15 protein-coding genes are annotated in these 17,579 nt (G+C 66.9%); 11 read left to right on the top strand and 4 right to left on the bottom strand.

The genetic code is table 11. From position 1 onward, the window contains the following. The first annotated feature begins 103 nt into the window (after positions 1-103). From M9952_11940 to M9952_11985, 10 genes are all read left to right on the top strand, one after another. The gene (locus M9952_11940) at positions 104-1,138 is read left to right on the top strand and encodes an acyl-CoA/acyl-ACP dehydrogenase (GenBank protein MCO5313632.1); all 1,035 of its coding nucleotides are present in this window, start codon (positions 104-106) and stop codon (positions 1,136-1,138) included. Next, entirely contained in the window at positions 1,135-1,977 is an 843-nt protein-coding gene (locus M9952_11945) for an enoyl-CoA hydratase-related protein (GenBank protein MCO5313633.1), read from the top strand. The genes M9952_11940 and M9952_11945 overlap by 4 nt, the downstream gene beginning before the upstream one ends. Positions 1,978-2,006: 29 nt before the next feature. Further along, positions 2,007-2,810: an enoyl-CoA hydratase/isomerase family protein gene (locus M9952_11950; protein MCO5313634.1), complete on the top strand. Its 804-nt coding sequence runs from the start codon at positions 2,007-2,009 to the stop codon at positions 2,808-2,810. Continuing rightward, positions 2,807-3,601 carry an enoyl-CoA hydratase/isomerase family protein gene (locus M9952_11955; GenBank protein MCO5313635.1) on the top strand — a complete coding sequence of 265 codons (795 nt, stop codon included), beginning with the start codon at positions 2,807-2,809 and terminating at the stop codon, positions 3,599-3,601. Before M9952_11950 ends, M9952_11955 begins: the two co-directional genes overlap by 4 nt. After that, entirely contained in the window at positions 3,598-5,214 is a 1,617-nt protein-coding gene (locus M9952_11960) for a fatty acid--CoA ligase family protein (protein MCO5313636.1), read from the top strand. Before M9952_11955 ends, M9952_11960 begins: the two co-directional genes overlap by 4 nt. Before the next feature lies 1 nt (position 5,215). Continuing rightward, complete coding sequence (locus M9952_11965; GenBank protein MCO5313637.1) at positions 5,216-6,385, top strand: acyl-CoA dehydrogenase family protein; 1,170 nt, start codon at positions 5,216-5,218, stop codon at positions 6,383-6,385. A gap of 3 nt (positions 6,386-6,388) precedes the next feature. Continuing rightward, the gene (locus M9952_11970) at positions 6,389-7,609 is read left to right on the top strand and encodes a CoA transferase (protein MCO5313638.1); all 1,221 of its coding nucleotides are present in this window, start codon (positions 6,389-6,391) and stop codon (positions 7,607-7,609) included. Then, complete coding sequence (locus tag M9952_11975; protein MCO5313639.1) at positions 7,606-9,198, top strand: acyl--CoA ligase; 1,593 nt, start codon at positions 7,606-7,608, stop codon at positions 9,196-9,198. The genes M9952_11970 and M9952_11975 overlap by 4 nt, the downstream gene beginning before the upstream one ends. Position 9,199: 1 nt before the next feature. Then, positions 9,200-10,819: a long-chain fatty acid--CoA ligase gene (locus M9952_11980; GenBank protein MCO5313640.1), complete on the top strand. Its 1,620-nt coding sequence runs from the start codon at positions 9,200-9,202 to the stop codon at positions 10,817-10,819. 83 nt (positions 10,820-10,902) lie between these two features. Continuing rightward, on the top strand, positions 10,903-11,505 hold the full coding sequence (locus M9952_11985) for a MarR family transcriptional regulator (protein ID MCO5313641.1): 603 nt from the start codon (positions 10,903-10,905) through the stop codon (positions 11,503-11,505). On the opposite strand, the gene M9952_11990 is transcribed toward M9952_11985, so the two are convergent. From M9952_11990 to M9952_12005, 4 genes are all read right to left on the bottom strand, one after another. Beyond that, a complete protein-coding gene (locus M9952_11990; protein MCO5313642.1) occupies positions 11,494-11,961 on the bottom strand; it encodes a HEPN domain-containing protein in 468 nt (155 codons plus the stop codon). The two genes, M9952_11985 and M9952_11990, sit on opposite strands and share 12 nt — an antisense overlap. A 191-nt stretch (positions 11,962-12,152) precedes the next feature. Continuing rightward, complete coding sequence (locus M9952_11995) at positions 12,153-15,002, bottom strand: DEAD/DEAH box helicase family protein (protein ID MCO5313643.1); 2,850 nt, start codon at positions 15,000-15,002, stop codon at positions 12,153-12,155. Positions 15,003-15,102: 100 nt separating this feature from the next. After that, entirely contained in the window at positions 15,103-15,498 is a 396-nt protein-coding gene (locus M9952_12000; GenBank protein ID MCO5313644.1) for a HEPN domain-containing protein, read from the bottom strand. Next, positions 15,495-16,142 carry a nucleotidyltransferase domain-containing protein gene (locus M9952_12005; protein MCO5313645.1) on the bottom strand — a complete coding sequence of 216 codons (648 nt, stop codon included), beginning with the start codon at positions 16,140-16,142 and terminating at the stop codon, positions 15,495-15,497. Before M9952_12005 ends, M9952_12000 begins: the two co-directional genes overlap by 4 nt. Positions 16,143-16,339: 197 nt before the next feature. Here M9952_12005 and M9952_12010 point away from each other — a divergent pair, with 197 nt between their 5' ends. Further along, positions 16,340-17,518: an amidohydrolase gene (locus M9952_12010; protein ID MCO5313646.1), complete on the top strand. Its 1,179-nt coding sequence runs from the start codon at positions 16,340-16,342 to the stop codon at positions 17,516-17,518. Positions 17,519-17,579 lie beyond the last annotated feature (61 nt).

Below are 17,579 nucleotides of genomic sequence, written 5' to 3' on the forward strand. Positions count from 1 at the left end.
TTGTCTTCAGCGCCGTGTAGACCGTAGGCTTAACCTATAGAGGTTTACAACCACCGATCGTGAAAGCGTCGCGGTGGATCCGAGGGGAAGGGGAGGGACCCGAGTGGAGTTTCGACTGGATGAAGCGCAGGTCGAGCTGCAACAGACCGTGGCGCGCCTGTGCCGCGATCGGGTTCCGCTCGACCTCATTGCGGAGCGCGAAGGGCGTGCGGTCGACCCACAGGTCTGGGCGGCCTTGGCCGAACTCGGGGTGCTCGGGCTGATGGTTCCCGAAGCCGAGGGCGGGGTGGGCCTGGGAGTCATCGAGGCGGCGATCGTGTTCGAACAACTCGGCTCGCATCTGTTCGGCGGCCCGCTGGTGTGGAGCGTGCTCGCTGCGCCGTATCTCGCCGGGGTGACCGAGGGGTCGACCGTCGTGACGGGGATCGAGGCAAGCTCCATCGTCGACGGCTCGGCGCTGGTGGAGCACCTCGACGCCGCGACCGTGATGTTGGTGGTGCACGGGGACCGAGTCGTCGCGCACGACGTCGCGTCGCTGCCGCCGGCGACACCGCTCGAACCCCTCGATCCGCTGGCGACGATCTCGCGGCTCGACGGGCTCGACGGTCTCGCCGCGGGAGACGCGGGAGGCGGGCAGGTGATCGTCGAGGGTGCCGCCGAGGTGGAGGGGTTCGTGACCCTGGCCAAGGTGCTCGGCGCCGCATTGTTGAGCGGCGTGGCGGATCGTTCGTTGCATGTCGCCCGGGACTACGCGCTCGAACGCGAACAGTTCGGCGCTGCGATCGGTTCGTTCCAGGCGGTGAAGCATCTGCTCGCCGACATGTACGGGCGCACCGTTTCGGCGCAGAGCCTCACCTACGCCGCGGCCGCCGTGCTCGACGACCCGATCGAGGGCGACACACCGGCACGCGACGCCGCGAGCGCGAAGCTGCTGGCGGCGGACGCGGCGATCACCAACGCGTCGACCGCGGTGCAGATCCTCGGCGGGATGGGGTTCACGTGGGACATGTTGCCGAACTACCTGCTCAAGCGGGCGTGGGCGCTCGACAACGAGTTCGGCACAGTCGAGCACCATGAGGCGCTGGTCGGTCGGGCGGTCGGCGCGCTCGTCAGCACGCTCGCGGGGGAGGTCGGGTGAGCGAACTGGGATCTGGGGCGCACGAGGTGGGGGTGCGGGTTGTCACGGAGGGCCTGGGCGGCGCGGAGGATGCGGTGTTGCGCATCACGATCGATCGCCCCGACCGCAATGGCGCGCTCGGCCTCGCTCAGCAGTACGCATTCGTCGCGGCCCTTGAGGAGGCCAGCACGAGCGACACGGTACGGGTCATCGTTATCGACAGTGTCGGTGACCATTTCTGTGCCGGTGCGGACGTCGTTGCAGCGAACGCGAGCGCCAAGGGCGACTCCAAGCCGCGCCCGGGCAGTCTGCAACGCCGGACCCCGTTGCAGGCCCATCGCATCATCGAGTTGCTCCACCAGATTCAGCTTCCCGTCGTGTCGGTCGTGCGCGGTTGGGCGGCCGGGCTGGGGTGCGAGATCGCGCTCGCGAGCGACTTTGCCGTCGCCGCCGATGACGCCCGGTTCTGGCTGCCGTTCACCAAACGCGGGTTCACCCCCGACAGCGGCTCGACGTGGTTGCTGCCTCGGCTCATCGGCATTGCCCGTGCGAAGGAAATGCTGATGCTCGGCCGGCCCGTCACCGGCGCCGATGCTGCAACGTGGGGGATGATCTACCGCAGCGCGCCAGCCGAGGAGATCGACACCACGGCCGCCGCGCTCGTGGCCGAACTCGCCGCCGCTCCGACGGTTGCGCTCGGGCTGACCAAACACTGCATCCACGAGGCGCTCACGTCGACGTTGGGTGCAGCGATGGCGGCGGAGTCGATGGCCCTGGAGTTGTCCTCGCGCACTGCAGACTTTCGCGAGGGGATCGCCGCGTTCTCGCAACGCCGCGATCCGCGCTTCGAGGGACGATAAGGGACGACGAAGGACGAGAGGGACAAACAGTGCACTTCGAGACCATCCGCTACGAGGTCGACGATCGCGTGGCCACCATCACGCTCAACCGGCCCGACCGGCTCAACGCCATCAGCCCGCAGATGGCCCACGAGCTGCGCCGCGCGTATGGGGAGGCCGAACGCGACCCCGAGGTGTGGACGTTGCTCATCACCGCGGTCGGGCGGGCGTTCTGCACCGGTGCCGACGTCGGCGAGATTCCCGAGGATGGCCGGGTCATCTACGAGGAGCCTTACCTGTCGACCTATCCGCAGTGGGAGGCCCCCCAGGAGGGCACCCCGCCGTTTCGTTCGATGACCAAGCCGACGGTCGTCGCGGTGAACGGCCTGTGCTGTGGTGCCGGGCTCGACTGGGTGACCACGGGCGACATCGTTATCGCAGCCGACGACGCCGAGTTTTTCGACCCGCACGTGAGCATCGGGCTCGTGTCGGGCCGCGAGATGGTGCGACTCGCCCGAGTCCTGCCCACCGGCATCGCCATGCGGTTCGCGTTGACCGGCCGCCACGAACGCATGAGCGCGCAGCGGGCCTACGAACTCGGCCTGGTGTCGGAGTTGGTGCCCGCCGATCGGCTGTGGGCCCGGGGCCGCGAACTCGCCGACCTGGTGAATCGCAACGCGCCGCTCGCCGTTCGCGGCACCCGCCTGGCGATCCGCAAGGGCCTCGACGTGTCGCTCAACGAGGCCGAGATCATGGCCGAGGCCTTCCGGGAACGGGTGGTGCGCACCGACGACGCCAAGGAAGGACCGGCCGCATTCATGGACAAGCGTGAGCCGAAGTGGAGCGCATCATGAGTGGTCATGCTGCCCCGAGTTTCGAGACGATCCTCTATGAGACCTCCGCCGACAAGGTGGCGACCATCACCTTGAATCGCCCCGAGGTCCTCAACTCCTTCGATCGCACGATGTGTGAGGAGATGCGGGCGGCATGGAAGCTGGTGAAGGACGATCCCGAGGTCAACGCCGTCGTGTTGCGTGCCGCCGGCGATCGGGCGTTCTGCGCGGGTCTCGACACCAAGAGGTCCTATGGGCAGCCCGACGACATCTGGAACCACGAGGATCCTGGCGAGTTGCTCAGCCCGAAATGGCAACAGGTGTGGAAGCCGGTGGTGTGCGCGGTGCAGGGCATCTGCACCGCCGGTGCGCTGTATTTCATCAACGAATCCGACATCGTGATCTGTGCCCCCGAGGCGACGTTCTTCGATTCCCACGTCACCTTCGGCATGGTCTCGGCCCTCGAACCGGTGGGGCTCATGCGCAAGGTCGGCCTCGCCCACACGTTGCGCATGGCGCTGATGGGCAACGACGAACGGGTGAGCGCGACCACGGCGTTGGAGATCGGCTTGGTCACCGAGATCGTCGAGCGCGAGCAGCTGTGGGCCCGCGCCCATGACATCGCGGCCGGCATCGCCGCGAAGCCGTCCTCGGCCACCCAGGGAACCGTCCGGGCGATCTGGGAATCGCTCGATCGCCCCTATCGCGCCGCGATGCAACAGGGCCTCATCTACACCCGCGTCGGCAACCCGGTCGGCATGGCCGAGGTGAAGGCGAACCCGCTGCCCATAACCACGCCACGGATTCGATGACCGAGTCGCCGATCGCCGAACGCATCGACGCCGTCCTGCGCGTCGGTCCCGACGCCAACGCCATCGAGTTCGACGGGCGTTGGTACTCGTGGGGTGACCTCGCGGCGACCGTCGACGCCGTGCGTGATGCGGTGCGCGAGGCCGGGGGTGAGCCCGGAGCCGGGGGCGAGCCCGGAGCCGGGGTGGAGGTGGGCGTGTTGTTGCGCACCCGCCCGGGCATCGTCGGCGCGATGCTCGGCGTGTTGTGTGCCGGCGGGTGCGTGGTGTCGATCAATCCGGGGCGTGGAGCGCAGCGCACCCGCGAGGATGTGGCCGGACTCGACCTCGGCATCCTCATCGGATCCTCCGACGATCTGGCGGCACTCGACCTCGCGGATATGAACGGTGCGACGCAGGCAGTCACCATCGCGGTGGACGATCTCGGCGCACGCATCACCGTGGCCAGGTCCGCCGGCGAGGCGACGGTGCCGGCACAGCGCCCCGGAATCGCCGTACGCATGCTGACGAGCGGCACGACGGGACCGCCCAAGCGCATCGACTTGAGTTACGCCACCCTCGAACACGTGCTGATCGGGGCGAAGCACTACGAGTCCCGCGCTGCGATCGAGGAGCCACAACTTCGGCGGGGGGTTGCCTTGATGAACTCGCCGCTCACCCATCTCGGCGGGCTGTTTCGCGTGCTGTTGTCGGTGAACGACGGGCGCTCGTTCGCGATGCTCGAACGATTCGACGTCGACGGGTGGGTCGATTTGGTCCGTCGTCATCGCCCGGCGACCTCCACCCTCGTTCCCACTGCGCTGCGCATGGTGCTCGAGGCGAACCCCGACCCCGCCGATCTGTCGAGTCTGCGTTCGGTCGTGTGTGGCACCGCGCCGCTCGACCCCGCCGATGGCGACGAGTTCTTCGCCCGCTACGGAGCCCGGGTTCTCATCTCCTACGCGGCCACCGAGTTCGGCGGACCGGTGGCCGGGTGGAACATGGCGGATCACGAGCGGTTCTGGGACACCAAGAAGGGCAGCGTCGGCCGGGTCCAGCCCGGATATGACCTGCGCGTCGTCGACCCCGACACCGGCGAGGTGCTCGGCATCGACGCCGAAGGGGTGCTCGAGGTCAGTGCGCCGCAGATCCGCGATCAGGGATACGTGCGCACGACCGACCTGGCCCGCATCGACGCCGACGGCTTCGTCTACGTCCTCGGGCGCAGCGATCACGCGATCATCCGCGGCGGGTTCAAGGTGCTGCCCGACGACGTTCGCGCAGCGCTGGAACGGCACGAGGCGGTGCGAGCCGCGGCGGTGTTCGGCCGCAACGACCAGCGACTCGGGGCCGTGCCGGTCGCCGTGGTCGAGTTGCGCGAGGCCGCATCGGGGGTCGACGCCGAAGATCTGATCGCGTTCCTCGAACCTCGCCTCGCCCGCTATGAGTTGCCCGCCGAGATTCACCTCGTCGACGCCCTGCCACGCACCGAATCCGGCAAGGCCAACCTCGCCGAACTCATCGAGCGTTTCGCCGACCCGGCCCCCGAGTCCGCCGCCGAGTCCGCCCCCGAGCCTGCCTCAACCGGACCTTCTTCACCCAGACCTTCTCCACCTTCTTCACGACGAGACGATTGACATGGATCTTCGCTACTCCGATGCCGACGAGGCCTTCCGTCGCGAGGCACGAGCCTTTCTCGACGAGGCGATCGCCGCCTACGGTCCGCCGCCTCCACCAGGCGATTGGGAGGTGCGCCGCGCCTACGACACCGGATGGCAGCGCCTGCTGTACGAGGGTGGGTACGCCGGGCTGAACTGGCCCGTGGAGTACGGAGGTCGGGGCCTGCCCGCTTCTCAACAACTCGTGTATCTCGAGGAATATGCGGCGTCGGGCGCGCCGTATGTGGGCATCAACTTCGTCGGTTCGGCACACGCCGGCCCCACGCTGATAGCGGAAGGGACTGAGGAACAGCGGGCGTTTCACCTGCCCAAGATCCTGAGCGGCGAGACCGTGTGGTGCCAGGGGTTCTCCGAGCCCTCGGCGGGGTCCGATCTCGCCTCGCTGCGGACCCGGGCGGTGCGCGACGGCAACCATTACGTCGTCAACGGTCAAAAAATCTGGTCGACCCGTGCCCACGTCGCCGACTACTGCGAACTGCTCGTTCGAACCGATGTCGACGCCCCGAAACACAAGGGCATCTCGTGGTTGATTCTCGACATGCGCACGCCCGGCGTCGAGGTACGACCCATGCGCACCATCGACGGGGAGAGCCACTTTTGTGAGATGTTCCTCGACGACGTGCGCATCCCCGTCGAGAACCTGGTGGGGGCCGAAAACGATGGCTGGCGAGTCACCAACGTGACCCTGCGCTTCGAGCGCGGCACGGCCTTCGCGCAACACATCATCACGTTGCGCACGCAGCTGCGAAGCCTCGTCGCGTTGGCTCGACGAGAGGGTCGGTGGGACGATGCGGGCCTGCAGCGTCAGGTCGGCCGCCTCGACGCTCGCATCGACGGGCTGTGGCGGGTCACCCAACGTTGCGTGACCGAGGCCGAGGCCACCGGGTTGCCCTCGCCGCTCGGTTCGGCGGTGAAGCTCGGCTACAGCGAGGCCGGCCAGGAGATCGCCAAGCTCGGCATGCGGCTGCTGGGTCGTCGGGCGTTGGGTTCTGCCGATCCCGTAACCGAGGAGGCCCGCCTCGTGCACTCGTATCTGTGGGCCTTCCAGAACACGATCGCCGCAGGCACCTCGCAGATTCAACGCAACCTCATCGCCGAGCGCATCCTCGGCATGCCGAAGGGGCGATGAGCGATGCAGCGTGATTACTCAGCGGCCCCGGCCGCATCCAACCAGCGGGTCCTCGAAGGCATCCGGGTGATCGACTTCGGGCGCTTCATCGCGGCGCCGTGGTGTGGCGGCATGCTCGCCGACATGGGCGCCGAGGTGATCCGGGTTGAAAAGCGCGACGGGGGAGAGGACCGCTGGGTTCAGTCGGTGACCCCGAGCGGAGAGGGCGCCACCTTCCTGCAGTGCAATCGCAACAAACGCTCGCTCACGCTCGACACCACCACCGAGGAGGGCGCCGACATCACCCGCCGACTGGTCGAAGGCGCCGATGTGGTGCTGGCCAACATGCCCGCGGCGGCGATGGTGGCGAACGGGCTCGACTACGAGACGCTGCGGTCCATCAAGCCCGACATCATCTTGGCGAGCGCCACCGCGTACGGCGAGGGTGGCCCCTACAGCGACCGGATCGGCTTCGACGGCACCGGCCAGATGCTGTCGGGCGCGGTGAGTCGCCAGGGACTGCCCGATCTGCCGATTCGCACCGCTGTGCCCTATGCCGATTTCGGCACGGCGATGACGATGACGATCGGCGTGATGATGGCGCTGTATCACCGGCTCAGCACGGGGCAGGGCCAACACGTCGAGGGGTCGCTGCTGTCGACCTGTCTGATGATGAGCAACGCCATGGTCGCGGAGCGTGCGGTGCTCGGCGTCGACAAGGGGCGGGTGGCGAACCGGGGGACCTCGGTTGCGCCGTGTGACCTGTTCCGCGTGTCCGACGGCTGGGTGCTGTTGCAGATCGCCGGTCAACCGATGTTCAAGCGCTGGTGTCGACTCGTCGACCGTCTCGACCTCTTCGATGACCCCCGCTTCGCGGACGACGACCTGCGCTGGGAGCACGGCGACGAACTCAACGACCTCACCCAGGCCTGGTGCGATGGCAAGACGAAGGCCGAGGTGATGGCCGCGCTCGAGGCCGCCAAGTTGCCCGCCGCACCGATGTACACGACCCAGGATGTGCTCGACGACGAACACATTCGCACGATGGGCTACCTGCGGACCTCGGAGTTTCCCGGCGTCGACGGGGGAGTGCCGATCATCGAGACGCCGTTTCGAATGTCGCAGACCCCGGGGGAGATCCGCCATCGGGCGCCCCTGTTGGGGGAACACACCGACGAGATCCTCGCCGAGTTGGGTTACGACGCCGCGGCGATTGCCGGGTTGCGAGCAAGGGAGATCGTATGAGCAGACTGGCGACCATTCCCGTGCTGTTGGCTCGGCGCGCTGCGACACGAGGCGATCACCCGTTTCTGATCTGTGACGACGAGGTGCTGACCTTCGCCGAGGCCGAGGCACGCTCCGCGGCGTTGGCCAAGGCGCTCGTCGGCATCGGCGCTGGCAAGGGCACCCACGTGGGGCTGCTCTACCCGAACGGTGCGTCGTTCGTCGTCGGATGGTTGGCGGCGGCGCGCATCGGTGCCGTGACCCTGCCGCTCAGCACGTTCTCGACGCCGAACGAACTGACGGGTCTCATCGCGAATGCCGACATCGAAATCCTCCTGGCGGCCACCGGCCACCGCGGTCGCGACTTCGCCGAGGTGTTGAGCGAGGTCACCCCGATTGGGCACCGGCCGATATTGGCACCGACGGTGCCGTCACTTCGGCGGGTCGAGATCGGCGCCGATGTCGAGGTGGCAGCGGCGCTCGCAGCCGGTGAAGCGGCAGTGTCTGAAGCAGCACTGTCTGACGAACTGCTCGCCGCGCTCGAGGTGCGGGTGACGCCTGCCGATCGCATGGTGATCGTGCACACCTCGGGGTCGACGAGCGCACCCAAGGGCGTCATCCACCAACAGGGATCGTTGCTCGGCCACGTCGCTGTGCTCAACGAGTTCCGTGGGTTCACCGAGGATGACGTCCACTTCGCCAACTCGCCGTTCTTTTGGATCGGCGGGTTCGCCTTCTCGCTCGTGGGTGCGCTCATCGCCGGCGCCACGATCGTGACCTCCAACGCGGCTGCCGCCAGCGATGTGCTCGACCTGCTGGAGCGGACCCGGCCCACCCTCGTCAACGGATTTGCCGCCGCGGTCGCCCATCTCGCCAAGGACCCGAGCTTCCCGGGGCGTGACCTCACCTCGATTCGTCGGGGCAACCTGTGGCCGATCCTTCCCGCCGACATCAAGCCCGCGGATCCGGAATTGCGACACAACATGTTGGGGATGACCGAGACCGCGAGCGTGTGTCTCATGTGGCCCGATGAATCGGATCAGCCCGAGCATCGGCGGGGGTCGTTCGGCAAGACCGTGCCCGGGTTCGAAAGCCGCATCGTCGACCCCGACACCGGCGCCGAATGCCCGACCGGAGCGACGGGGGAGCTGTGGCTGCGCGGCGCCGGACTCATGGAGGGGTACTACGGCCGGACCCGCTCCGAGACCTTCACCCCCGACGGCTGGTTCCGCACGGGCGACCTGTTCCACATCGACGACGAGGGTTTCCACTTCTTCCACGGACGTCACGGCGACATGATCAAGACCGCCGGAGCGAACGTGGCGCCCCGCGAGGTCGAAGCGGCAATCCTCGATGCGACCGGGCTCGTCTCCCACGTCGTGGGGATCGACGATGCGGATCGTGGGCAACTCGTCGTCGCCGCGGTGCGGTTGCCGGTCGGCGAATCCGAACCGGATCACGACGAACTCGTTCGGTCGTTGCGCGAGCGTCTGTCCGCGTACAAGGTGCCAAAGCGCTTCGTGTTCCTCGCGGACGCGGACGTGCCGATGATGTCGAGCGGCAAACTCGATGCCCGCGCGCTCAAGGCGCTGCTCGCGGCGTCGAGCTGAGGTGGCCGCCGAGTTCGCTCCGAGGACGTTCGGCGCACTGCTGCGACACAACGCCGAACGTTTCGGCACGATGCGTGCGGTGGTGGGCCAGAGCGCACACGGGGTGGAGGCCGTCACCCACGCCGAGGCCGTCACTCACGCCGAACTCGACGAGCGAAGTCGCGAGCTTGCGGCACGGCTGGTGGCCGGCGGGGTGGCTCGATCGTCGCGGGTCGGGTTGCTCGCCCCGAACAGCGTGGAGTGGGCGGTGGTCGCCGCGGCGGTCATGCGGGTGGGTGCGGTGTTGGTTCCGCTCAGCACGTTGTTGCGGGCTAGCGAGCTGCGCCAACAACTCGAAATCGCGTCGGTCACGCATCTGGTCGCGGTGAGCGAGTTCCGCGGTCGCCGCATGCTCGAGGAGTTGGAGTCGGAGGCGCCGGGACTGTTCGCCAGCCTCGATGTGCGCCAGCGTCACGTCGAGATGCCCGCACTGCGGGCGGAGTGGCAGATCGATGCGCTGGACACCGCGCTGCCCGCACCCGTCGACGGTGAGATCGTCGACGCGCTCGAGGCGGCGGTTCGGCCTGCGAGCGACGCGGTGGTGTTGTTCACCTCGGGAAGTCGGGGGTTGCCCAAGGGAACCATTCACACCCACGGGTCGATCCTGGGAGCAACCGCCGCCGGCTTGGAGGCGCGGTGCGTTGGTGAGGGTGAGGTGTTGTACATCCCGATGCCGCTGTTCTGGACCGGGGGATTCTGCGGCGGGTTGTTGAGTGCGCTGGTCGCGCCGGCCACCCTGTTGACCGAGGCCCAGCCGGAGCCATCTGCGACGCTGGCGTTGCTGGAGCGTGAGGGTGCGACGCTGTTTCGCGGGTGGCCCGATCAGGCGGCGCGCCTGGCCGAGCATCCCGACTTCGCGTCGACGGACCTGTCGCTGCTCGGTGACGGGAGCCTCGCTGCGGTGCTGCCCACCGAGCGCCGGCCGTCGCCAGGGGCGAGGGCGAACCTGTTCGGGATGACTGAATCCGGCGGGCCATATTGCGGCGATCGGCTCGACACCGACATGGCGAGAAACGCCTGGGGGAGTTGTGGCCGACCGTTCGTCGGCACCGAGGTGGTGATCGCCGATCCCGAGACCGGTGTGACGTTGCCGGTTGGCGAGTCGGGGGAGATCTGGCTTCGCGGCCCGCACCTCATGCGTGGGATCTGCGGGAAGACCCGCGGCGAGGTGTTCACCGCGGATGGGTTCTATCGAACCGGTGACCTCGGCCGTCTCGACGCCGATGGTTACCTGTTCTACGACGGTCGTCTCGACGACATGTTCAAGGTGAGCGGGGCGACGGTGTATCCGAGCGAGGTCGAAGCCGCGTTGCGCGGCATCCCCGGTGTGCGAGCCGCGGCGGTCACCGCGGTGGGTGAGGTTCGTACGCCCGGGCGCGGGCCGGAGGTCGGCGCGCTCGTGGTGACCTCGCTGTCCCTCGACGAGGTGCGCACTGCGGTCCGCGGTCGGCTGAGTGCGTTCAAGGTGCCGACCCGTTGGGTCCTCACCGACGACTCCGCAGCGGTGCCGCTGCTGGCAAGCGGCAAGGTCGACACGCCCGCGTTGCGGATACACATCGAGACGACCGCCGCGCCTGAGTAGCGCTTCAACGTTTATGCCGCGTTGGCGGTGGGCCTGTCGTGTCGACAAAACATATCCACGTAATGAGAGATATCATTCAAAATATGGATATGTCGGGAACGCCCTCGTTGCTTCCAATCTTTCGTTCGTCGCAACAAGCCAACATCCTCGCCCTCCTACTCGGCGACCCAGAACTCGAGCTGAGCCTCACCGAGTTGGCCGCTCGACTAGATGTGGCGTATCCGTCGGTCCACCGTGAGATTGAACGCGCTGAGGAAGCCGGGCTGGTCGTGTCGCGGCGGGTTGGTAAGACGAGGTTGGTACGTGCGAACAGTGAGAGTCCCTACTTCGAAGGGCTCTCTCAGGTGCTGGTGCGAGCGTTCGGCGTCCCGGCCGTGCTCGGGGAGGCCCTGGGCTCTGTCGCCGGGGTGTCTGAGGCCTTTGTGTTCGGCTCGTGGGCTGACCGTCACGATGGGGGTCGCGGACGACGTCCGGTCGCAGACATCGACGTGTTGGTGCTCGGTGATCCGAACCGCGACGAACTCTACGAAGCGATCGGCCGAGTGGAACCGCGTTTGGGCCGTCCGGTTCAGATCACGGTCAGGGCGGCGGACTGGCTTGAGAGCGGAGACGGATCCTTTCACGACACGGTCACGGCGCGGCCGATGGTTTCGGTCCCGCTCAAGTTTGCGACGTCAGCCTCGTGAGAGTGAGCGAGCAACTGCGTTGACGGCGCCCGCGGCAAGGTCAAGCGCCCACGCAGCATCTTCCATGGTCTTGTCGATTGGTCGTGCTGGATCGAAATACTCCGACTCGTGGCGTTCGCGGCGGAACCGTTCAGCAGCGGTGGTCGCAAACGCTTGAGTTGTTGCATGCAGCGCGGCGTGGGCGATGTCGGTTGCGATGCGGTGGGCGCCATTGGTCGCGGGCACCCGGAAGCCGAGAGAGAGGGCCACTGCATCGGCCGCGGTGCGGTAGGCGTCGTACGCCGTCGTAAACGCAGATTCCCACAACTCTGCCGCCATCAGGACCTGTGCGGCGCGAAGTCGATCCTGTGCGCGAGCGAGACAGAGGCTTGCTGCCTCTTCACCAGCCTCGACCCGGTCCAGCTGACCACGACGCTCGAAGAGCGCGGTTGCTCTGAAAACTGCTGCACGGTCCATAGCTTCACGGTACCCACGACCACTGACCGTGACCGGTCCCGGACACCTGACGCCGGGGGGGCGCAATCGTCTGTTGTTTCGATGCTTCAACTCTGGAGTATTCAGACGACACCGAATGTCGCCGGAGTACTCCAGAGTTGGGTGACGGCGCCCGCATCGTTCTGGCGCTCACCCGCGATGATCACGACCGCTCACGAACGGCCGCCGTCGGAGCGCGCCAGGTAGCGGTGCAGGAGGTACTCGACGAGTTCGTTCGTCATGTCGGTGAAGGTGTCGACCTCCACGTCGTCGATCTGGAAGGTGGGGCGGAACCAGGTCTCGTCAGCGGCGAAGAAGGCCTCGCCACGAGCGCCCGGGTTCGTCCATGCGGCGACCGGGTTCCTCTTCCAGTGCGCGAGCCAGCCGGCGGTATCGGTCTTGGCGTTGCCGTAGTCGGCGGCGAGGCGGGGGTGGCGGTTCATCAACCACATGGCCCCCTCCGCGAGTTCGCTGAGCGGCAGCCCGGCCCCCAACGCGTCGGCGCCAATCAGCACCTGCAACGTCACCAACTTGTAGCTGCGCGTGTAGGCCCCATGTTCGAGGTGCACGAGGAAGTCGCGATGTTGCGTCCACACGCGGTACTCCTCGGGCGTGAGCATCCCCTGTTCGTTCAGGAACCCGAACCATCCGCCGAGCTCCTTGAAACGATGCGCCTCCCCGGTCATCAGCGACACCTCAAGTGCGGTGGGTCGATGGTTCGGTGTGGAAGCGGCGCGCGCCTCGAGCGCCAGGATCGCCCGTTCGGTGCGAGACGGTGGATCAAAGAGCGCGGAGAGGTCCTCGATCAGCTCCAGGTCGAGGGCGATCTCACAACCTCGGGGCAGGTCGAGGCTGTCGCGTGCGGCGAGAAGTTGCAGCGTTGCGGCGGTGCTGAGGGTGTCGATGCCGGCAAGCTCGCCAAGGAGTTGGATCTTGACCGCGGTGGCCTCGTGGTTGGCGACGAAGTCCAGCACCTCGAGGTGGGTCTTGTCATCGGCGGTTCGCAGGCCACGGCCGAGCTGTTGGAAGAACACCACCGGCGAGTGTGTCGGTCGCAGGAACATCACGAGGTCGACTTCGGGGATGTCGACGCCCTCGTTGAACAGGTCGACGGTAAAGATGATCGACAGGTCGCCGGAACGAAGCCGCTCGAGGCTCTCGGTGCGCGGCGCGGAGGAGGCGGTGGTCCCGTGCACAGCGACGGCCTCGATTCCGCGGGCCGTGAAGAACTCGGCCATGAATTCGGCGTGCGCGACGCTGCAGCAAAACCCGATGGCGCGCCGATCGGGTCCGCCGATGGCGTGCCATTCATCCAGCACCTGTTGGGCTCGCGCCTCGGTGGCGAGGCTGGCGGAGAGGGTGTCGATGTCGAAGCGCCGCGAACGCCACGGGATGTGGGTGTAGTCGGCGACATCGACGATGCCGCGGTAGCGAAACGGGACCAACAGGCCGAGCTCGATACCGGTTCGCAGCCCGACATCGTAAACCAGATTGTCCGAACACAGGGCCAACAGGTCCGCGCCGTCGGCCCGCTCGGGGGTCGCGGTGAGGCCGAGGAGGAACTGGGGCCGAAGGCGGACGAGCAGCCGTCGATACGACGGTGCATCGGCGTGGTGAAACTCGTCGACGATCACGTAGTCGAAGGCGGCCGGGTCGAGTTGGGGCAACACGCCGGCGAGCCCCGCGATCGAGGCAAACACGATGTCGCCGCTGAGGTCCCGTTCGCCGTCGACCCACAGCGAGGATCGTTTGTCGGGCAGCACCTGGGCGAAGATGTCGCGGGCCTGGGTGAGGATCTCCTTGCGATGGGCGACGAACAGGGTTCGCGTCGGGTTGACCTCTGCGACGTCGAAGGCCGCCAGCCACGTCTTGCCGAGCCCCGTGGCCATGACGACGAGGCCGGCCTGGTGGCCGTCGAGGCGGGTGGCGCTGAGTGCGGCGAGCACGTCGGGTTGCACACCCCTGGGCGCGGGGACGTCCTCGAGGGTTTCGTCCTCGACGATGTCGACATCCAGGGTCGAAGCAGTGGGACCGGAACTCGAAGCGGGGGCGGGGAGTCCGGCGCGCTCAGCCTGGAACGCCTCGTAGCCGACAAGCCATTCGTGGGTGAGCACCACCGAACGGCCATCAGACCACAGGCGTTCGAATTCCGACGTGAGCACCGCGGTGTCGCGGGTGCGGAGGTTCCATTCGACGCCGCTGGTGAGCGCGGAGTCGCTGAGGTTGCTGCTGCCGACGAAGCCGACGCGGACCGCAGCCTCGTCGGAGGTGAACAGGTACGCCTTGGGGTGAAAGCTCGTCGAGGGATCGTTGAAGACGCGGATCTCGAGCGAACCCCGAGCGGGCTCCGTAGGTGTTGTCACGCCTTCGCCGGTTTGTGACCGGTTGAGGAGGATGCGTAGCGCGCGAGCGTCGGTGATGGCGAGGTAGTTGGTGGTGAGGAGCCGGACCTGTGCGCCGTTGGCGACGGCCCGATCGAGATCGTGCAGCAGGTGCTTGATCCCTGAGCGTTTGACGAAGCTCACCAGCAGATCGATGCGGTTGAACTCGTCGTTCGCGAAACAGCGGAGCAGTTCCAGCAGCATTCGACGACCTTGCGTGGTGACGAGGTCGTGGCTGGGCGGCTCGACGGTGTCGGGCTCGAGGGTGGCGTCCGCCAGATAGTTGCCCTTGGACGGGATGACGTGGCGAACCCCGCCGCGCGGGTCGTCCATGTCGCCGTCGAAACGCGGGATGACGTGGACATGGAGATGATCGACCGTCTGACCCGCCGCCGCGCCGGCGTTGAACCCCACGTTGTAGCCATCGGGATGGACTTCGGCATCGAGGTCGGCCTTGACCCGATCGACGAGCTGGAAGATCGCCCGTTGCTCCTCGGGCGTTGCGTCGAACCAGGTCGGCGTCACCCGCTTGGTGATGATGAGCGTGTGGCCGGGCGAGACGGCGAAGCGATCGCGGATCGCGAACGCCAGGTCGTTCTCGCCGACCCAGTTCTCCCGCCCGATCGTCGTGAACACCGACACGTGGCGAGTGTAGGTGGGCGGCGCTCGGCAGCCGCTGCGCTTGGCGGCAGCGCCTGCCGCCAAGGCTGGTGGCGCTGTACGGCGGCTGAGTATCGGTGGCCTATTCGGCGACGATGACCGCCGCCCCGTCCAACAGCTTCCGTGCCCACTCGACAGCCTTCACAGCGTCGGTGCGCGCGATGTCGACGGTTTGATATTGGGACCTGTTCTTCAGTTTCAGTAGCCGACCGAGTGTGATCGCAAGTTGCTTGGTGCGGGCCGCATGAGGTCCGCTACCGCCTGCGGCACGAAGCTCGGCGATGCCGGCAGCGTGGTTCTCCGTTTTCGCCGTTGTCCCTGTGAGGCGCATACAGACGGCATCCTTGGAGTTGATTCCACTGATGACGGCGTTAGACGCAGCGACGTTGAAGAATTCGAGGTCCAAATTCAGCTCAGCAGCAGTCAGAAATTCTCTGGCCTTCGCGAGGTGTGCCCGCGCGTCGCTGAGGGCGCTCATACAGCCGACCGTGCCGGGGCAGCGCTCGGAAGCCGCTGCCCGGTGAGGGCGATTCCGTCGGATGTGAGTCCGTTGAAGAGTCGCCGGGAGGTTGCAGGAAGGCGCTCGAACTCGCTGCGTGTGTATTCGACGACGGCACACGCGTTGCCGGTCCAGGCGCCGACATCGTCGATGAATCGGTTGAGCTGATCAGTCCATCGTTCGTCGGTCTCGTCGATGGTGTCGGGGCGAACGATGAGAACGTCAACGTCGCTCTCGACTGAGCCGTCTCCACGAGCCGTCGACCCGAAGAGCCAGGCTCCCCAAGGGGCCGGATCCCAAGTGGCCATGTGCTCGCGCATGGCGTCGATGAGTCGTGAACGCATCGTTGCTAGCTCGGAGATGGCCGAGGCCGCGAGATGGCGACGGTTGAGTCGATACAGGTTGGCGGGCGGATGGGACTCGACGAGAACAATCCCCGCGGCGGTGAGCGCGCGAAGCGCGTTCTTCACACCGGAGTCGCTGACCCCATCGGTCAGTCGAGCGATTCCGCGCCCAGTAAGTGGGACGTCGGTGCGCGCGAGCACGGCGAGTACGTCGCCGTGGACCGACGGGATGACGGATCTGATGGGGTGGGAGACGTCCACAGCAAGCTCACCTGCCAATCGACACAATAATATCCATATGGACAATAATATGCCCAAGCGGGGCTTCGTAGGCAACCCCGCCGTGCGGGTGGTGGCCGTACTGGTCCACAACCTCGCCCAACCGAGTGGAAAGTGCTACTTTACTTTCAGGTATAGCGGCGTTACCGGAGCGTCGCTTGGCACTCCACACCAATCCTGAGGGGGAGCGATTCACGATGGTCGACACCACGCAACCGATCGACGCGGACAACCACTACTACGAGGCGCTCGACGCGTTCACCCGTCACCTCGACCCGAAGTTCAAGGACCGCGGCGTCAAGCCAGTCAATGACGGCAAGCGGGTGAAGCTGCTGATGGGCGGCAAGGTCAACTCGTTCATCCCGAATCCGACCTTCGACCCGATCATCGTTCCCGGCTGCCTCGACCCGCTGTTTCGTGGGCAGATCCCCGAGGGCGTCGATCCCCGAACGCTGATGCAGGTCGAGCCGCTCCGCGAGGAGTACCGCAACCGCGATAAGCGCCTTGCGGTGATGGATGCGCAGGGCCTCGGCGCGGCGCTCATGTTCCCGACGCTCGGATGTGGCGTGGAGGAGGCGCTCAAGGGCGACGTCGACGCGACGATGGCGAGCCTCACCGCGTTCAACCGCTGGCTCGACGAGGACTGGGGCTTCGCGTATCAGGACCGCATCTTCGCCGCCCCGATGATCTCACTCGCCGATCCGGACGCGGCACTCGCCGAGGTCGCCTACGTGCTCGAACACGGCGCCCGCGTCGTGCACATGCGGCCGGCCCCGGTTCCCGCGCCAAACGGCACCAGCCGCTCGCTCGGTGACAAGGCCCACGATCCGGTGTGGGCTGCGCTCGCGGAGGCGAACGTGCCGGTCGCGTTCCACCTCGGCGACAGCGGATATGACGCCCGCTTCTCCTCGGCCTGGGGTGCGAGCAGCGAGTTCGGGTTTGGCAAGGCCGACCCGCTCGCCCGGGTCATGACCTCGGACCGGGCGATCCAGGACACGGTGGCATCGATGATCCTGCACGGCGTGTTCACCCGTCACCCGAGCCTGCGCATCGCCTCCATCGAAAACGGCAGCGACTGGATGCACGTGCTTGCCAAGCACCTGCGCAAGCAGGCCAACCAGACCCCGTGGGTCTTCGCCGAGGACCCGGTCGAGACCATGCGCAACCACATCTGGGTCACGCCCTACCTGGAGGAGGACCTGCGCAAGCTCGCCGACTTCATCGGGGTTGAGCGCATCCTGTTCGGCTCCGACTGGCCCCATGGTGAAGGCGTGGCGCTGCCGCTCGACTTCGAGATCGAACTCGGCCCCTTCGACGAGGCCGAGCGTCGGCTCATCATGCACGACAACGCGCGCGCCCTCCTCGGCGAGGGGTAATCCGGCGAGCGCTGTGCGTCGAGCGCAGTCCAGCGAGCGCAGTGCGGCAATCGTCGACGCT

The organism is Microthrixaceae bacterium, from assembly GCA_023957975.1.
Lineage (GTDB): Bacteria > Actinomycetota > Acidimicrobiia > Acidimicrobiales > Microtrichaceae > JAMLGM01.